This window comes from Nitratireductor sp. ZSWI3 (assembly GCF_024655565.1).
Lineage (GTDB): Bacteria > Pseudomonadota > Alphaproteobacteria > Rhizobiales > Rhizobiaceae > Nitratireductor.
In genome coordinates this window covers 1-14,861 of sequence record NZ_JANKOF010000026.1, presented here as the reverse complement: position 1 = coordinate 14,861, position 14,861 = coordinate 1, and the positions used below count along the sequence as shown (strand labels likewise).

14 protein-coding genes are annotated in these 14,861 nt (G+C 66.3%); 6 read left to right on the top strand and 8 right to left on the bottom strand.

Features of this window, described 5'->3' with window-relative positions; genetic code table 11:
* Positions 1–47 precede the first annotated feature (47 nt).
* The 7 genes from NUU27_RS10545 to NUU27_RS10515 all read right to left on the bottom strand — a co-directional run bounded on the left by NUU27_RS10545 (position 48) and on the right by NUU27_RS10515 (position 6,927).
* On the bottom strand, positions 48–884 hold the full coding sequence (locus tag NUU27_RS10545) for an RNA methyltransferase (RefSeq protein WP_257762060.1): 837 nt from the start codon (positions 882–884) through the stop codon (positions 48–50).
* On the bottom strand, positions 881–1,648 hold the full coding sequence (locus NUU27_RS10540) for a HugZ family protein (protein WP_257762059.1): 768 nt from the start codon (positions 1,646–1,648) through the stop codon (positions 881–883). The genes NUU27_RS10545 and NUU27_RS10540 overlap by 4 nt, the downstream gene beginning before the upstream one ends.
* A gap of 7 nt (positions 1,649–1,655) precedes the next feature.
* Positions 1,656–2,819, bottom strand: a complete 1,164-nt coding sequence (locus tag NUU27_RS10535) for a CaiB/BaiF CoA-transferase family protein (protein ID WP_257762058.1) — start codon at positions 2,817–2,819, stop codon at positions 1,656–1,658.
* 6 nt (positions 2,820–2,825) lie between these two features.
* A complete protein-coding gene (locus tag NUU27_RS10530; RefSeq protein ID WP_257762057.1) occupies positions 2,826–3,587 on the bottom strand; it encodes a 3-hydroxyacyl-CoA dehydrogenase in 762 nt (253 codons plus the stop codon).
* Between the two features lie 193 nt (positions 3,588–3,780).
* Positions 3,781–4,968 carry a choline ABC transporter ATP-binding protein gene (gene choV / locus NUU27_RS10525; RefSeq protein ID WP_257762056.1) on the bottom strand — a complete coding sequence of 396 codons (1,188 nt, stop codon included), beginning with the start codon at positions 4,966–4,968 and terminating at the stop codon, positions 3,781–3,783.
* A complete protein-coding gene (gene choW, locus NUU27_RS10520; protein WP_257762055.1) occupies positions 4,965–5,819 on the bottom strand; it encodes a choline ABC transporter permease subunit in 855 nt (284 codons plus the stop codon). The genes choV and choW overlap by 4 nt, the downstream gene beginning before the upstream one ends.
* Before the next feature lie 160 nt (positions 5,820–5,979).
* Positions 5,980–6,927, bottom strand: coding sequence for a choline ABC transporter substrate-binding protein (locus tag NUU27_RS10515; RefSeq protein ID WP_257762054.1), 948 nt, complete (start codon positions 6,925–6,927; stop codon positions 5,980–5,982).
* Positions 6,928–7,154: 227 nt separating this feature from the next.
* Here NUU27_RS10515 and NUU27_RS10510 point away from each other — a divergent pair, with 227 nt between their 5' ends.
* Complete coding sequence (locus tag NUU27_RS10510) at positions 7,155–7,781, top strand: thymidine kinase (protein ID WP_257762053.1); 627 nt, start codon at positions 7,155–7,157, stop codon at positions 7,779–7,781.
* A 6-nt stretch (positions 7,782–7,787) separates the two neighbouring features.
* Here the strand turns inward: NUU27_RS10510 and NUU27_RS10505 are convergent, their stop codons facing one another.
* Positions 7,788–8,798, bottom strand: a complete 1,011-nt coding sequence (locus NUU27_RS10505; RefSeq protein ID WP_257762052.1) for a YeiH family protein — start codon at positions 8,796–8,798, stop codon at positions 7,788–7,790.
* A gap of 100 nt (positions 8,799–8,898) precedes the next feature.
* Here NUU27_RS10505 and NUU27_RS10500 point away from each other — a divergent pair, with 100 nt between their 5' ends.
* The 5 genes from NUU27_RS10500 to NUU27_RS10480 all read left to right on the top strand — a co-directional run bounded on the left by NUU27_RS10500 (position 8,899) and on the right by NUU27_RS10480 (position 14,693).
* Positions 8,899–9,831, top strand: a complete 933-nt coding sequence (locus NUU27_RS10500) for a LysR substrate-binding domain-containing protein (protein ID WP_257762051.1) — start codon at positions 8,899–8,901, stop codon at positions 9,829–9,831.
* Between the two features lie 20 nt (positions 9,832–9,851).
* The gene (locus tag NUU27_RS10495) at positions 9,852–10,940 is read left to right on the top strand and encodes a hypothetical protein (RefSeq protein ID WP_257762050.1); all 1,089 of its coding nucleotides are present in this window, start codon (positions 9,852–9,854) and stop codon (positions 10,938–10,940) included.
* A gap of 174 nt (positions 10,941–11,114) precedes the next feature.
* Positions 11,115–12,263 carry a hypothetical protein gene (locus NUU27_RS10490; RefSeq protein ID WP_257762049.1) on the top strand — a complete coding sequence of 383 codons (1,149 nt, stop codon included), beginning with the start codon at positions 11,115–11,117 and terminating at the stop codon, positions 12,261–12,263.
* A gap of 57 nt (positions 12,264–12,320) precedes the next feature.
* Complete coding sequence (locus NUU27_RS10485; protein WP_257762048.1) at positions 12,321–14,255, top strand: AAA family ATPase; 1,935 nt, start codon at positions 12,321–12,323, stop codon at positions 14,253–14,255.
* 18 nt (positions 14,256–14,273) lie between these two features.
* On the top strand, positions 14,274–14,693 hold the full coding sequence (locus tag NUU27_RS10480) for an endonuclease domain-containing protein (RefSeq protein ID WP_257762047.1): 420 nt from the start codon (positions 14,274–14,276) through the stop codon (positions 14,691–14,693).
* Positions 14,694–14,861 lie beyond the last annotated feature (168 nt).

The window sequence follows — 14,861 nt, the reverse complement described above, 5'->3', positions numbered from 1 at the left end:
ACGTTGTTCCCGTTCCGTCTCTTTGTTTTTCTGCATCTGTGCGGTCGTCAGGTGATTCCACCTGACTGCAAAATGCTCCTATCCGGCGCGCGCCACAGCCTGTGCAGGGCGATGGCGGAGGCGGCAGCCACGTTGAGGCTGTCGAAATCCTCCATCATGGAAATCCGTGCCGTCGGCAGGCGCTGCATCAGCTCCGCTGAAAGGCCATGCCCCTCGCTGCCGAGGAACAGCGCCTGCCGGTCGGCGCGGCGCACCTCGGCAATGTCCCGCAGCCCGCGCGGGCTGAGTGCCAGCAGCGAGAAGCTCCGCGCCTCGAGCGCCTCGGCCAGCCCGTCCGCCTCGGCAAAGCGCGCGAACGGCACCTTCAGGGCCGCGCCCACCGAGACGCGGATCGCCTTGCGGTAGAGCGGATCGCAGCAGTCGCCGGTCAGCAAAACGGCGGCGGCGCCGAAGGAGGCCGCATTGCGGAAGATCGAGCCCATATTGTCGTGGTTGGCGATGCCGGACAGCGCCACCACCAGCGCCTCGCGAGGCAGGGCGTCGAGCAGGTCGCCGCCATCCGTCTGCGGCTTGCGGCCGATGGCGAGCACACCGCGATGCATCTCGAACCCGGCGATCCGGTCCATCACCGCGCCGCTTGCGACATAGATCGGAACCGCTGCAGGAACGCTGGCGAGCAGGTCGGCAAGGCCGGCAACGCGGTTCTCGCGCAGAAACACGCTTTCGGCCGTGAAGCGGCTTGTCGAGAACAGCACGTTGAGCACGACGCGCCCCTCGGCGACGAAGCGGCCCTGCCGGCCGACGAGGTCGCGCTCGCGGATGTCTCGATAGGCGGCGATGCGCGGGTCGTCGGGATCGTCGATGCGGATCAGGGCGGAGTTCATTCCGCAAGCCCGGCACGTGCTTCCTTGGCCATGGCGACGAGGGTGGGGCGCATCGCGGCCCCGTCCTTCAGCGGCTCGGCAAAGAATATGCGCCGCGTTTCGTCGCCCAGCGCCAGGTCGATGCCGTCCGGATCGATGCCGGTAAGCCGCCACTTGCCGGCGCCGGCGCGGGCAAAGTGGCGGGCATAGTTCTCCACCGCGTCGGCGTGGTCGCTGTTCATGTGCTTCAGGGCGCCGGCTTCGCTGTCCGCCAGGGCAGCGAGTGCGTCTCCTCCGCTCAGGAGCTCGGCGCGGGTCAGCCGGTAGGCGCGGGCGAAACCGCCGTTGAGGAGCGCCGCCTGCGGCTCCAGCCGGTAGAGCGCGAAGTCGGGAAAGCCGATATAGAGCTGCGCCTTGGGATGCCGGGCGAGATAGCGGCGCTCGGCGCGCGCCTGCTCGTCGCTGCCGCGCTCCAGCTTGCGGGCGGTGGCCTTCAGCGACAGGCGGGGATGCGCCAGCGGATCGCCCTTGCCGGGTTCGCCGAGCAGCAGCGAGCAGCGTCCTTCCGCCTCCAGCCCCCTGGTGTGGGCGGAAAGGCCGGAAACGAGGATCAGCGGCGCGCCGTCCAGATCCGTCGCCGTGGCGACGCGCGTCGCGAAGGGCGCCCCGTCGTCCGGATCGATGGTCGCCAGCGCGCCGAAACGCGCCGCGCGCAGCAGCGTCTTCGCCAGGCGGATCGCCTCGGCGTCGGTTTCCAGGAGGACGTCTTTCTTTTTCTCGCTCATATCCGCCTCAATCTTTCGAAGCGTCTCCATCGCCGATGATGCCGGCCGCCGCAAGTCTGCGTCGTTCGTCGTCGTCGATGCCGAAGCGGGCGAGCGATCCTGCCGGCCGCGCCGGGGCGGCCCTTTCGCCCGGCGTGCGGGAAAAGCGCGGCGCGGGTTCCGGGCGCAGGAAGCCGGCTTTGGTGGAGTGGGTGCCGCGTGCCCGGTTGTGCGGGTGCCCTGCCGCCTCATCGGGCGAAAGGACCGGGGCGACGCAGGCATCGGTCTCCTCGAACAGCGCCGCCCATGCATCGCGTGGCTTCTGCCTGATGCGCGCGGCGATGGCCTTGCGCATCTCGGGCCAGCGGGCCTCATCATACTGCGCCCCGGCGAGCGACGCATCGAGCGGCAGGAGGCGGGCGAATTCGGCGAAGAACTGCGGCTCCAGGCAGGCGATGGCGACGTGGCCCCCGTCGGCCGCCTCATAGGCGTCGTAGAAGGGGGCGCCGCCGTCGAGCAGGTTCGCGCCGCGTTCCTGGCGCCAGAAGCCGGTGGCGGAGAAGCCGAAGAAGGGCGCTGCGAGCATTGAGGCGCCATCGACCATCGCCGCATCCACCACCTGCCCCTTGCCCGACCCAGCCCGCTCGACAAGGGCGGCCAGCACGCCGGCGACCAGGAACATCGTGCCGCCGCCGTAGTCGCCGACGAGGTTGAGCGGCGGTACGGGCGGCTCGCCCTTGCGACCGATCATCGACAGGATGCCGCTATAAGCGAGATAGGTGAGGTCGTGGCCGGCGCGGGCGGCAAGCGGGCCGTCCTGACCGAAGCCGGTCATGCGCCCGTAGACGAGGCGCGGGTTGCGCGCCAGCGCAACCTCAGGCCCGGCGCCCAGCCGCTCCATCACGCCGGGGCGGAAGCCCTCGATCAGCACGTCGGCGCCCTCGACCAGCCTCAGAAGCGCAGCGCACCCCTCCTCGTGCTTGAGGTCGAGCTTGAGGATGTTCCGGCCATGCCGGTCGAGATCGTATTGCGGCGGCACGTTCAGGAAGGCGCGGCGCGCATCCTTGCGTTCGATGCGCAGCACCTCGGCGCCCATTTCGCCGAGCATGAGGCCGGCGAGCGGTACCGGCCCGAGCCCCGCCATCTCGATGACGGCGAGGCCGCTCAGCGGTCCTTTGCGCGCGCCGTTCATCGAGGCCTATTTCGGCGCCATGCGGATGGCGCCGTCGAGGCGGATCGTCTCGCCGTTCAGCATCTGGTTCTCGACGATGTGGCAGGCAAGGCTCGCATATTCCGACGGCTCGCCGAGCCGGGGCGGGAAGGGCACCTGCTGGCCGAGCGAGGCCTGCGCCTCTTCCGGCAGGCCGGCCATCATCGGCGTCTTGAAGATACCGGGCGCGATGGTGCAGACGCGGATGCCGGCGCGCGACAGGTCGCGGGCGATGGGCAGCGTCATGCCGACGATGCCGCCTTTCGACGAGGAGTAGGCGGCCTGGCCGATCTGGCCGTCGAAAGCGGCGACGGACGCCGTATTGATGATCACGCCGCGCTCGCCGCCGTCGAGCGGCTCCAGCTCCTGTGCCTGCGCGGCGAAGAGGCGGATCATGTTGAAGGAGCCGATCAGGTTGATCTCGATCACCTTGCGGTAGAGGTCGAGCGGATGCGGCCCGTCCTTGCCAACCGTCTTCATGGCGATGGCGATGCCGGCGCAGTTGACGAGGATGCGCGGAGCACCGAGCTTGGCCGTAGTCGTGGCGACGGCGTTCTCGCCGTCCTCGGCGCTGGTGACGTCGCATCTGACGGCGATACCGCCAATCTCCGTGCCCACCTTCTCGGCCCGTTCCATGCCGACATCGGCAAGCGCCACCTTCGCGCCTCTGGCCGCAAGCGCACGCGCCGTGGCTTCCCCGAGCCCCGAGCCGCCACCGGTGACGATCGCAACAATGCCGGATGGATTCATGGATACATCTCCTCAGGTTTTATCGCCGGCACAGTAGCGACGGATTTTGGGCGGGGGAAGGTGGGGGTGGAACTCGCCCCTCACCCTCTCCCCGCTTGCGGGGAGAGGGAGTCTTCGACGTCGCAACCATCCTCCTTCTCCCCGCAGGCGGGGAGAAGGTGCCGGCAGGCGGATGAGGAGCGCTCGCTCCCGCCTACCGCCTGATCACCGCCCGCAGCACGTCGCGGATGCCGATCGATCCGACGAAGCGCGAGGCCTCGTCGAACAGCGCCACCGGCGCCGTCTTCGACTGGTGCATCGCCTGCATCACTGTCTTCAGTGGTGTGCCGGCGCTTGCCCAATAGACCTTGGGCCGGTCCTCCGGCAGGCGCTCAATGTTGTCGCAGGAGACCCAGATCGCAGGCTCGCCGTTGCGTTCGGCGTCCACCACCAGCATGTTCTCGTCGAACTTGAAGCGCGTCGTCTGCCGGCGGTCGAGCCACAGCCAGCCTTCGCCGGCGGCTTCAAGGTCGCGCACGTCGCGCATCACGTTCCAGGCCGTCAGCACCGAGAGCGGATTCACATTGGCGATGAAGTCGCGCACATAGTCGTTTTCCGGTCTCAGGACGATGTCCTCCGGAGCGCCGGTCTGCACGATGCGCCCGCCCTCCATGATGGAGATGCGGTTGCCGATCTTCAGCGCTTCCTCGAGGTCGTGGCTGACGAACAGGATGGTTTTCTTCAGGCGCTCCTGAAGTTCGAGGAGCTCATCCTGCAGTTTGGTGCGGATCAGGGGATCGAGCGCCGAGAAGGGCTCGTCCATCAGCAGGATCGGCGCTTGCGTCGCGAAGGCACGGGCAAGGCCGACGCGCTGCTGCATGCCGCCGGAAAGCTCGTGGGCATATTTGCCGGCCCAGTCCGTCAGGTGCACCAGCTCGAGCTGCGCCATGACGCGTTCCTGCCGCTCCTTGGCGGGAACGCCGGCGAGCTCCAGCCCGAAGCCGACATTTTCCGCCACGGTGCGCCATGGCAGCAGAGCGAATTGCTGGAACACCATCGCCACGCATTCGCGGCGGATCTTGCGCAACTCCGTCTGCGAGCAGGTCACCACATCGGCCTGCCAGTCGCCGTCATGCACGACGACATGGCCGCGCGCCACCGTGTTGAGACGGTTGACGGCGCGCAGCAGCGTCGACTTGCCCGAGCCCGACAGACCCATCAGCACGGAGATCTCGCCGCGCTCGACGGTCAGGTCGCAGCCCGCACAGCCGAGCACGGCTCCGGTCTCGGAGAGGATCTCGGCGCGGCTTTTCCCGGCATCCACCAGGGGCAGCGCGTCGGCCTTCTGCCGCTCTGTGCCGAACAGGATGTCGACCGCCTGGAAATCGATCGCCGCCGTCATCGGTCGCTCCCTCTCTCGATGCGGGCGATGCGGTCTAGGATGATCGCCAGAACCACGATGGCAAGGCCGGCCTCCAGGCCGAGCGGTATGTTGACCGAGTTCAACGCGCGCACCACGGGCTTGCCGAGCCCGTCGGCGCCGATCAATGCGGCGATGACGACCATCGACAGCGACAGCATGATGCACTGGGTGAGCCCGGCCATGATCGAGGGGAGGGCGGCCGGCAGTTCCACCTTCCACAACAATTGCCCCTTGGTGGCGCCGAAGGCCTGGCCGGCCTCCAGCATCGGCTGCGGCACCGAGGTGATGCCGAGATAGGTGAGGCGGATCGGCGCCGGTGCGGCGAAGATCACCGTGACGATCAGGCCGGGAGCCGCTCCCAGCCCAAAGAGGATCAGCACGGGGATCAGGTAGACGAAGGTCGGCAGGGTCTGCATCAGGTCGAGGATCGGCCGCAGGAACTGGTAGACCCGCTGGTTGTGCGCCGCCCAGATGCCGACCGGCACGCCGATCGCCATCGAGACGGCGGCTGCCGCCACGACCAGCACGAGCGTTTCGATGGTCTCTTTCCAGAGCCCCTGGTTGATGATGAACAGCAGGCCGAGCGCCACGGCAAGCGCCAGCTTCCAGGAGCGCTGCAGGCCGTAGGCGATGGCGGCGACCGCCAGCACCAGCAGGATCGGCGGCACCGCCAGCAGCAGGTCAACCAGGCCGTCGAGTATGTCGGCCAGGACGGATGCGAGCGTGTCGAACAGCCAGGCGAAATTGGTGGTCAGGAAGTCGAAGAAGTCACGTCCCCATCGGCCGATGGGAATCTTCCAGTCTGCGATCCATTCGGAGAGCGGGTCCATGGGCGAGGTCGGTTCCTTGTCTGGGATTTCTTCTTATGCGGTTCGGATCGGGCCGGCAGTGCCCGGGAATTTCCGACCGGCACCGCGCCGGACGAGGAGAAGAGGAAGGCGCCGGCAGGGGCGGCCCGACCGTCGACGGCCGAGCGCCCGCGGAGGAGGGTTACAGGCCCAGATGCGCTTTCACGGCGTCGAGCCCAGGCTCGCCCGCCATGGTCGTCACGCCCTCGAGCCAGGGGCCGAGCGCATCGGGATTGGCCTTCAGCCACCCGCTTGCCGCCTTCTGCGGATCCTCGCCGTCATCGAGGATCCTGCCCATGATCTCGTTCTCCATTTGCAGGGAGAAGACCATGTTCTTGAACAGCTTGCCGAGATTGGGACAATCGGTGGAGAGGCCCGCGCGGGTGTTGGTGTGGACGGTCGCGCCGCCATAATCGGGGCCGAACACGTCATCGCCGCCTTCCAGATACGCCATGTCGATGTTGGCGTTCATCGGGTGCGGCTCCCAGCCGAGGAACACCACGTCCTTCTTCGCGCCGACGGCGCGACGCACCTGCGAGAGCATGCCGGCTTCGGAGCTTTCCACAAGCTCGAAGCCCTTCAGGTCGAACTGGTTCTGCTCGATCATGTCGAGGATCAGGCGGTTGCCGTCATTGCCGGGCTCGATCCCGTAGATCTTGCCGTCCAGCTTGTCGGCGAACTTGGCGATGTCGGCAAAGCTCTTCAGGCCCGCATCGTAGGTGTACTGGGGCACGGCGAGCGTGTATTTCGCGCCTTCCAGATTGGTCACCAGCGTCTCCACCGTGCCGTTCTCGCGATAGGGCGCGATATCGGCTTCCATGGTCGGCATCCAGTTGCCGAGGAAAACGTCGATGTCCTTGTTTTTCAGGGAGGCGTAGGTGACCGGCACGGAAAGCACCTGCGTTTCCGGCTCGTAGCCCAGCCCCTCGAGCACCACCGTGGCGGTGGCGGTGGTGGCGGTTATGTCGGTCCAACCGACGTCGGAGAAGGTCACGGATTTGCACGAATCCGGATCCGCGGCGAGGGCCGTGCCTGCCGTGCAGCTCGCGGCAAGTCCAAGAACGATTGCCGTCATGCGGCTGGGTAACATGGGTTCCTCTCCTCTGTGGTTGTTGTGCGGCGCAGCGCGGTCTTAACCGGCTTTGCTCATTTGTTCAAAGGCAAGCACCATTTCGGGGCTGCCGCAAGCGGAAAGGATTGTCCTTCTGCGCCATATGCGGCGCCATCTGCGACGCATTCCCGTGGATGACGTTTGCCGCACCGTTCCCTTGCCGGGGCGACTGTTGTTTATGGAGCGAAACGGACGGGCGACGGGCGATGGCCAAACTCTATTTCCATTACGCGACGATGAACGCCGGCAAGACGACCATGCTCCTGCAGGCTTCCTACAATTATCGTGAGCGCGGCATGACGACGATGCTGTTCGTCGCCGGCCATTACCGCAAGGAAGATGCCGGCTACATCTCCTCGCGCATCGGGCTGGAAGCGGATGCGGAGATGTTCCGCGACGGCGACGACCTTTATGCCCGCATCGCCGAGCACCATGCGCACACCACCATTCACTGCGTGTTCGTCGACGAGGCGCAGTTTCTGGAGGAGGAGCAGGTCTGGCAGTTGGCGCGCGTTGCCGACCGGCTCGGCATTCCGGTCATGTGCTACGGCCTCAGGACCGATTTCCAGGGCAATCTGTTTTCCGGCTCGCAGGCGCTCCTCGCCCTTGCCGACGAATTGCGCGAGGTGCGCACCATCTGCCGCTGCGGCCGCAAGGCGACGATGGTCGTCCGTCTCGGTCCCGACGGCAAGGTGGCCAGAACCGGCGCGCAGGTCGCGATCGGCAAGGAAGTCTATGTATCCCTCTGCCGGAGGCACTGGGAGGAAGAAATGGGCCGCTGGCGGGCCGAAGATCTGGTCGGTTTCGCCGGGAGCTCGCGCGGCGCCGAGTGAGCGGCTTCACGCAACGCCGAGCATGGCGATCAGTCCAAAGCTGACGAGGCTGAGCACGCCGAGCGAGAGCAGGGCGGCGAGCACGATGCGGACGCCGCTCTTCATCACGCTGCGCATGTCCACCGTCAGGCCGAGGGCGGCCATGGCGACGATGGTCAGAAGGCCGGATGCCGTTTCCACGGCCGGCAGGACCGTCTGCGGGATCAGGGCGAGGGAGCGCAGCGCCATCATCGCGACGAAACCGGCAATGAACCACGGGATCATCTGGCGCAGCGGCATGCGGCTGCCCGCGCGGCGGCCGTGCACCAGGCCGAGCAGGAAGATCACCGGTCCGAGCATCAGCACGCGCACCAGCTTGACCAGCGTGCCGATCTGGATGCCGACAGGGCCGGCCGGCGCCGCCGCGGCGAGCACCTGCGGGACCGCGTAGACGGTGAGGCCGGCGAAGATCCCGGACTGAACGGCGCTCATGCCGAAGGCCGCATAGAGGACGGGCAGCAGAAGCACGGCCAGAATGCTGAGGAAGGCTGTGAAGGAGAGGGAGGCGGCGATCTCGGACGATTCCGCCTTGATCACCGGGGCCGCCGCGGCGATCGCCGAGTTGCCGCAGATCGAGTTGCCGCAGGCCACCAGAGTCGCAAGGCGTGGCGACAGGCCGAGCGCGCGGCTGATCGCATAGCCGGATGCCAGCGAGATCGCCACGACGGCGACGATGCCTCCGACGAGCGCCAGGCCGGCCTGTCCGAGCGCACTGATGCTGATCGAGGCGCCGAGCAGGACGATGGCGATCTCCAGCACGGTCCTGGCGCAGAAGTCGACGCCGGCTGCGAATGCCGGCACCTTTCGTGCGAAGGCGCTCGCCGCCGCGCCGAGGAGGATCGCCAGCACCAGCCCTTCGAGCCAGGCTTCCCCGAGCCAGGCGCGCTCGACCCAGGCGAAGGCCAGCGCCAGCGCCGCAACGGCCGCGGAGAGGAGAACGCCCGGAAGAAGCGAGAGAGGGTGGCGAAGCGACTGCATGATCCTGCCGAAACGGTGAGGCTTCACTGGTCGCATGCGGATTTGTCGACTTCAATCGAATATTATGGCATGGATCGTTAGATCAAATCGAACGAATGCTATGACTTTCGAACAATTGCAGATCTTCGTCGCCGTCGCCGAACGCGAACATCTGACCCGCGCCGCCGCCGCGGTGGGCCGCACGCCGTCGGCGGTCAGCTCGGCCATCCGGGCGCTGGAAAGCTATTACGGCGTCGAGCTTTTCCACCGTGTCGGCCGCCGCATCGAGCTGACGGCGGTCGGCAGGGTCTTTCTCGGCGAGGCTCGGGCGACGCTGTCGCGCGTGCGCTCGGCGGAGACGATGCTGTCGGAACTCGGTGGCCTGAGGCGCGGCGCGCTGAGCATCCATGCCAGCCAGACCATCGCCAGCTACTGGCTGCCGCCGGTGATGATGCGCTTTCACGAGCGCTTTCCCGGCATCGCGCTGACGCTCACCGTCGGCAACACGCGCATGGTGGCCGAGGCCATGCTGGAAGGCGTCGCGGAGGTCGGCCTGGTGGAGGGCGAGGTGGACGAGCCGGCACTGTCGGTTCGCCGAGTGGACCGCGACGTGCTGTCGGTGGTTGTCGCGCCCGGCCATCCCTGGGCCGACGGGCGCTGGCTCGCCCCGCATGAGCTTGCCGAGGGCACGGCCTGGGTCATGCGCGAAGAGGGTTCCGGCACGCGCACGGCGTTCGAAGCTGCGCTGAGGGGGCTGGGCGTCGAGCCGGAGCGGCTCGTCGTCGCGATGGCCTTTCCTTCCAACGAGGCGGTTCTGTCGGCCGTGCGGGAGGGGTCCTGCGCCGCCGCCGTCTCCATGGCCGCCGCCGGGCCGCTCATCGAGCAGGGGTTTCTCAAGGTGGCGGGAATCAGGCTCGCAGGGCGTGATTTCAGCCTCTTGCGCCATAAGGAACGACGCCAGAGCGGCGCTTCGACAGCTTTCGAGGAATTGTGCGTCGAAGCCGGTAACGTCTTTCAATCGGCAGCCGGCCCACATATATTTTCGCGACCCTGACACCCGCGGAGCGTATCGCCATGGCCACGTTGCAGAATTTCGACACCGAGATCGCCAGGACCCGCGAGGTGGTCGAGGAGATGCGCGGCAAGATCGAGCAGTCGGGCACCGTTCTCGACAAGCTCGCCCGCACCGACGAGAAGATCGGCCAGGCCGATTTCGACATCGAGAATGCCCGCATCTCCGACGTGCTGCAGCAGCAGAAGGTGATGGAGGCCAACATCGCCGACCTGATCATCGGCCTGGAGGACGCGACCAACGTCTTCGGCTCGGAGTTCGAGAGCATGAAGTCCTATACGGGCTGGGAGAATTTCATCGGCGTCTTCTCCAAGCAGCGGAAGCAGCGCATGCGCACCGAACGCGTGCGCAACATGTCGCTGGCAGGCAACCTGCAGGAACTGCTGGCCAAATCCGACACCATCACCGGCATCCTGAAGGATCAGAGGCAGGTGCTCGAGGAGCGCTATAAGACCTCCGAGGCAAGCCTTGCCAAGGTGATCGAGCGACGCAAGGCGGCCATGGGCAATCTCGAGGCGACGCAGAAGCGGATCGAGGAACTGAACCCGATGCTGCTCGACGTCGAGAACCGGATCGCGGCCTCCACCAGCCAGAAGGAGCGGACGCAACTCGAGGGCGAGCGCTCGAAGCTCGCCACCGATTACAACGAGGCGCAGGCGAAGGAGCAGGAACTTCTCGCCGAAAGCCAGACGCTCGAACGCTACACCTCGATGTTCCAGACCTTCGTCGATTCGCTCAACAACCAGATCGCCGCCCAGTCGACGCTCATCAACAAGCTTACCATCGACACCGAGCAGCGCATCGTTCTCTACAAGGCGCTGGAGGATTCATTGAAGACGGCGGCGCAGCAGGATGTCGCCCATCGCATCAACACGCTGGGTTCCAAGGTCGACAACACCGCCGAGGAGACCATGGCCGGCATCGGTGCGGCCGCTCAGCGCCACATCGGGGACCTGCTCGAACTGCACGAGAAGAACATGGTCACCACCGCCGATATCCAGCGTCGCAAGAAGCTGGCCGACGATGCCTTCGCCCGCCGCTTCGAAGAGGTGATGAAGAAGCACGACGCGGCCAACTACGTGCGGGCGTGATGGCGTGCCGGTGCACAGACTCTCAATGCCGGGCCTCGCCCCGCACCCTTTCCCCGCATGCGGGGAGAGGGGGACTTCCACGTTGCCACCATCCTCCTTCTCCCCGTTCACGGGGAGAAGGTGCCGGCAGGCGGATGAGGGGCGGGCGCCAGGGTCCCAGAACAGGTCTTTTGCATGACCGCCGCCACTGACGCCGCCGCGCGCTATTTCGAGGCCATCGCCGCCGCGCTCGAAGGGTTGGGCGTCTATTTCGGCGACCGCTCCGCCTCGCCCTTCCAGACCCACGGGCTCGTCGCCGAGGTGGTGGCGCCCTATATCGGCCGGCTCGAGCGCTCCTTCGCCTGCTGGCGCAACCGGCTGGGCTTCATGGACAAGTTCCGCATCCAGCGCGCCGAGAGCGGCTATCCCGTGTTCCAAAGCGTCCTCGAACTGGAGAACGACAAGCGCCAGGCCGACCAGCGGCTTGCAGGCATCTCCGCGCCGGATGAATTGCGCGCCGAGATGGTCGACTTCATCTTGCGGCACCGCGCCTTTCCCGCCGAGCTCCAGCGGTCCATGGCAGAGCGTCTCTATCTGGAGGAGGTCAAGCAGGGAAAGATCTTCTCCCCCTTCATCCTGCCCGAAACGGTTCGCGTCTCGGTCAACCCGAAGACGAAGCGGCCCTACTACCTCGTCCATTGGGGCGCGTTCGACGGGTCTTCGAACCTGCCCATGGTCTACATGGCGGCGGTCGAGGATTCCTCGCCGGCGATGATCAAGGCCCTTGTGACCGGTGACGGCAAGCTCAACGACAAGGTCGAGATCGGCTTGCCGGTGGGCGGCCTGCTCAATCCGGAGCTGGCCCACCAGTTCGATGATTTCACCGAGAAGAACTCCGCCTATGCCCTGTCGCCGGCGACCATCGCCAGCAATCTCGACAAGGATTTCGACACGCTGCACCCCAAGCAGTTGCGCCGTGTCGTGCTCGGCCCGTTCTACACGTCGGGTATCACCGAGAACAATTCCACGGTCTCGGAGGTTCTTTCCAAGGTGCGCCGCCAGGACAACGCCTGGCTCCTCACCTGGACCGTGCAGGAGGTCTATTCCAAGGCGGAGCGCCCGGCCCGCCGCGGCCTGTGGTCGAGCGAGCCGGCGCGTGACGAATTCTTCATCGACACCGACGATCTGGAGGCGGCGCGCATGGGCGTCAGCGCCTACGAGCAGCACGCCCTGGTGCCCCATGAGGCCTATCAGGCGCTTTACGCCGCCGGCGAGGCGCAGAAGATCTTCGACGGCTACGACGTGCATGTGATCTCGGGCGGGAAGGTGATCACCGATGTGTAGCGCCGCGCCCGGCACCACCGAGGGGCAGTCTCGAGCTTTGCATCACGAGGAGCTTTCATGGACACCGGCCTGACCTCCATCGACGAGAAGGACATCGAGAAGCACCGCGCCACCGCGCAGAGCCTCGTTACGCGCTTCGTGGTGATGGAAGCCGATGGCGGGCGCTCGAAGACCGAGCTTGCCGGCACCGGCCGCCGCTTCGTCTCCACCGTGTCCACCGGAGCCTTGCGCCGGACGCGCGAGGTGGAACTCGCCAAGACCATTGCGGCGGTGCGCCAGGGCGACCCGATGCTCTCCATCGCCCAGCATGCGTTGCTCTATCGCGCGCGGCGCGGCGTGGCCGTCGCACTGGCCGTCGCCGACGTTTTCGCCCGGTCGACCGAGCTCGAGAGCCTGCAGGAAAGGAACGCCCGCAGCCCGCTCGAGGGCGATGCGGCGCATCTTTATCACGGGCTGCTGCAGGCATCGGCCTATGTCGCCGCCTTCACGCTTTCCTCCTATCTTCTGCAGATGCTCGACGCCGAAGCGGAGCCGGCCAACGACACGCCGGAGCCGGACTTCGCCTTCGACACGCCGCAGGACGCTCTCAAGAGCGTGGTCGCGGCGCTCGACGGCACCGTGGCCGGCGCCCAGGACGAGGCGGCGATGACGGTCCGCGCCCGCGCCCTGGCGCGGGTGGCGATCGAGGGGCTGTTGCAGCGCAGGAGCCGCTTCTCCGGTCTCGGCGCGTTCGAGAATGCCCATATGCGCCTCGACGCCGACGATTTCACGCTCGACGGTTTCGACGTCGCACCCGGGCAGAAGCGCAAGCCCCTGGTGATGACGTTCAAGAAGCCGGACGAGATCATCGGCAACCACATCGCCAAGTTCCAGGCCATGAAGCTTGCCAAGATGCTGATGGCCTATGATTTCGACCGCCAGCTCAACCCCTTCGTAGAACTGGGCGGCTTTCTGTTCACCTTCATCGGCGACGGGGCCCCGGGGACCGGCAAAACCATCCTCATCCAGATGACGGCGGGCCTTCTGAACGACTACTGCCAGGTGGCGGGCGTGCCTTTCCACTACGAGAATTTCGGCGTCGACCAGATTTCTTCCTACCAGGGCAAATCCGGCCAGAACTGCAAGCAGTTCGTCGAGAACGTCATGAGCCCGAGGGCGATCGGCTTCGGCACCATCGACGATATCGACCAGGTGGCGGCCAAGCGCTCGGACGACCGGGCCTCGGCCGGCCAGCAGGAGGTGACGGGCGTCCTGATGGAAAGTTTTGCCGGCGCCGGCACCGTGATCCGCGGCAACTGCTCGTTCGGCATGTTCTCCAACTATCCCGAAAACGTCGACGATGCGCTGCGCCAGAGGGCCGGGGCACGCTGGCTGGTCGATGGGCCGCAGACGCTCGAGGATTACGTCGACATCTTCGTGCTGCTCGCGGGCAAGAACCATTCCATCCCGCTCGGCAAGCACCAGCTCTACGCCACGCAGGAGATCAAGCGCGCGGTGGAGACGGCCTATGAGGCGCACTCGAAGCCGCAGGAAGAGGGCTTGCAGAAAGTATACGAGCGCTTCCTGGATTCGCGCGGCGAGCCGAAGACGCTCGCCGACATCGGTGCCTATCTGCATGAGATCAAGCTGGCCGAGCCGCGCTTTACCGGCCGGGCGATCAAGAACATCACCGACGCGATCAAGATGCGGGCGATGGACATCGAACTGCCGGACGCATGGTTCGAGACGCCCGAGGCCTTCATGCGCAAGGGCTATGACGACAAGAAGGCGATGATCGCCGAGCTCCGCAAGCCCTTCACCATGGCCATGGTGATGCAGGAGATCAACCGTTACGCCGATTCTGAATTCCGCTACTCCGACCGTTCCGACGACGCGGCCGTCGCCGCCCTGGTGCGCGACCAGCGCCTACGCGAACGCGCCGTGCGCGAGATCGAGGAGATGAAGGGCGCCAACCCAAATGTCTCCCTCTCCCCGCCTGCGGGGAGAGGGTAAGGGTGAGGGGCGGGCACCATGCGCAATGCCGATCGCCACAAGACCGGGAAGGCGCGCAGCCTGCGGCAGGCCGACAACGACGCCGAAGAAGCGATGTGGTCGGAATTGAGAAATCGCCGCTTGAACGGATACAAGTTCGTCCGGCAGCTTCCGGTGGGGCCGTATTTCGCCGATTTCGCCTGCCGGGAGCGGCGGCTTGTGGTCGAGGTCGATGGCAGCCAACATGCCGGGAGCTATGCGGATCGGCATCGCGACAGCTTCATGAACGAAAGAGGATGGTCCGTGCTGCGTTTCTGGAATGTCGATGTGCTGAAGGAGCGGGAGCAGGTGCTTGAAACCGTTCTGGCGGTGCTCGATGCGCGTCTTGTCGATCCGGTGGACACATCGGAGATGCGCTTCGTGCCAAGCAGTTCGAATGATGAAGAGAACATGCGCTGATGGTGATACGGATCAAGGGCGGCGCTCGCCCCTCACCCTTACCCTCTCCCCGCACGCGGGGAGAGGGGGGCGCTCACGCAAGGTTTTCGTGTTTTCCAGGCTTGGTTCCGACGCTGACGGCCCCCTCTCCCCGCGAGCGGGGAGAGGGTAAGGGTGAGGGGCGAGCGC